The organism is Arsukibacterium sp., assembly GCF_041616895.1.
Lineage (GTDB): Bacteria > Pseudomonadota > Gammaproteobacteria > Enterobacterales > Alteromonadaceae > Alishewanella.
The window spans coordinates 1-2493 of the sequence record NZ_JBFJPY010000189.1; the positions used below are offsets into that span (position 1 = coordinate 1).

The following is a 2493-nucleotide window of genomic DNA, read 5'->3' on the forward strand; positions in this document are numbered from 1 at the left end:
AACAACCCAGTGTGCTGGTGTTTTATCGCGGCGGTTGGTGTCCCTATTGTAACGCCCAGCTGGCAGCGCTGCGAACCATTGAACCTGAACTGACAAAGCTAGGATACCAGATCATTGCCATCACGCCCGACAGTGTCAGTTCAATCGTTAACAGTATGAACGATACCGGTGGCCAAAAATTAGCCTACCAGTTATTGTCAGACAGCGAATTTCAAGCCAGCAGTGCTTTTGGTCTGGCGTACTATCTGGACGATAAAACAGCTAGCATCTATAAAGGTAAATTGGGCAGTTTAATTACCACTGAGAGCGGCACTGAAAAAGTGGTGCTGCCGGTACCAGCGGTGTACATCCTTAATACCGACGGCGAGGTAGTATTTAACTACGTTCATATCAATTACAAAACCCGTTTAGAAGGTGAATTGCTGTTAAAAGCTGCTGCACTTGCCTTGCAATAATTTCTATTTTTTCAGGTTGTCTCACCTGTTGACAGCAACACCGATCTTTTCGATTGGTGTTGCTGTTTTTTTAAAACAAAAACGTTGACGAGCGCACAAAAATGCGGCATTTTGCGCGCCCTGTTTGGCAAGTATTCACTGAAATGCTAGCCTGTTAGTTTAACCCTCTGCTGGAGATAACTGATGCGTAATGTAACCGTTGCTGCAACTCAAATGATTGGTGGCTGGGATGTTGACGAAAACATCGCCCGTGGTGAAAAGCTGGTGCGTGACGCTGCGGCCAAAGGCGCCCAGATTATTTTGCTGCAAGAGTTATTTGAACGTAACTACTTTTGTCAGAAGCAAAAGCCCGCTTATCTGGAATTTGCGACTACCATAGAGGAAAACCCGGCAGTTAAGCATTTTACCAAGATTGCCAAAGAGCTGAACGTGGTGCTCCCCATCAGCATTTACGAACGCGCTGGCAATTGCTTATACAACAGCGTGGTTATTATTGATGCTGACGGTGAAAACCTGGGCACTTACCGGAAAAGCCATATTCCGGATGGTCCAGGCTATAACGAAAAATACTATTTCACGCCGGGCGATACGGGCTTTAAAGTATGGCAAACCCGTTATGCCAAAATTGGCGTTGGTATTTGTTGGGATCAGTGGTTCCCGGAATGCGCCAGAAGCATGGCGTTACAGGGCGCTGAATTATTGTTTTACCCAACTGCAATCGGCAGTGAGCCACATGACGCCAGCATCAATTCCCGTGGCCACTGGCAACGCACCCAGCAAGGCCATGCTGCAGCGAATTTAATGCCACTGATTGCCTCTAACCGCATTGGTACCGAAACGGAAGCGGACTACCATATTACCTTTTATGGCAGTTCCTTTATTGCAGACGCCAGCGGTGAAAAAGTGCAGGAAGCGAACCAAACCGACGAAGCGGTACTGATCCACACTTTTGATTTAGATAAAGTAGCCGCTGATCGCCGGGCGTGGGGCCTGTTTCGCGACCGTCGGATTGACATTTACGATACTGTGCTAACCAAAGACGGCAAAGTAAATCCGGAGAACAGCAAGTGAGTCGTTTACTGCCAACCACACCAGAGCAAGATGGTTTCTCGATGCCCGCCGAATGGATGCAGCACAAGCAAACCTGGATGGTATGGCCAGAGCGCACCGATAGCTGGCGCATGGGCGCCAAGCCTGCCCAGCAAGCCTTTTGTGCTGTTATCGCGGCTATCGCACGCTTTGAGCCGGTAACCGTCGGTGTATCTGCCGCGCAGTACGCTAATGCTCAGGCTCAGCTGAGTAAGGCCGGAGCTTTATACCCAGTGCGGGTAGTGGAAATATCAAATAACGACGCCTGGTGTCGGGATACCGGCCCTACGTTCTTAACCAATGGTGAAGGTGAAGTGCGGGGCATTGACTGGACCTTTAATGCCTGGGGCGGCCTGAATGGCGGTTTATATTTTCCCTGGCAGTTCGATGACCAGGTAGCCAGTAAAATTCTCAGCATCGAGCATTTGCCCCGTTATCGGACAGAAGGGTTTGTGCTGGAAGGCGGTGCCATTCATGTCGATGGCGAAGGAACCTTATTAACCACCGAAGAATGTTTATTAAATACCAATCGCAACCCTGGTTTAAACCGCGAGCAAATTGAAGCGAAGCTGGCAGAATATTTAGGGATCAGCAAAGTCCTGTGGTTAAAGGACGGTATTTTTAACGATGAAACCGATGGTCACATCGACAATATGGCCTGCTTTGTCAAACCCGGCGAAGTGGTGTTAGCCTGGACAGATGATCAGAATGACCCGCAGTATGCCCGCAGTAAAGCTGCGCTGGACTATTTAGAAGCCAGTACCGACGCTAAAGGCCGTAAGATCAAAGTGCATAAGTTACCGCTGCCTGAGCCTATTATTGCCAAAGCGGATGAATACGCCACGGTAGATGCCACCTTAAGCGCCATTCCACGCGAAGCTAACGCCCGACTGGCCGGCTCTTACATCAATTTTTATTTGTGTAATGGTGGCTTAATTATGCCAACCTT

Annotated in this window: 3 protein-coding genes; all 3 read left to right on the plus strand. The window is 48.9% G+C overall.

Annotated features, from left to right (window positions below; all coding sequences use genetic code 11):
* Nucleotides 1-455: peroxiredoxin-like family protein (locus ABY802_RS16575; RefSeq protein WP_372628225.1), on the plus strand; the 455-nt coding region annotated here is incomplete at its 5' end.
* Between the two features lie 180 nt (nt 456-635).
* Nucleotides 636-1526: an N-carbamoylputrescine amidase gene (aguB, locus tag ABY802_RS16580; RefSeq protein WP_372628227.1), complete on the plus strand. Its 891-nt coding sequence runs from the start codon at nt 636-638 to the stop codon at nt 1524-1526.
* On the plus strand, nt 1523-2493 hold a 971-nt coding region (gene aguA, locus ABY802_RS16585; RefSeq protein WP_372628226.1), incomplete at its 3' end, for an agmatine deiminase. The genes aguB and aguA, both read left to right, overlap by 4 nt.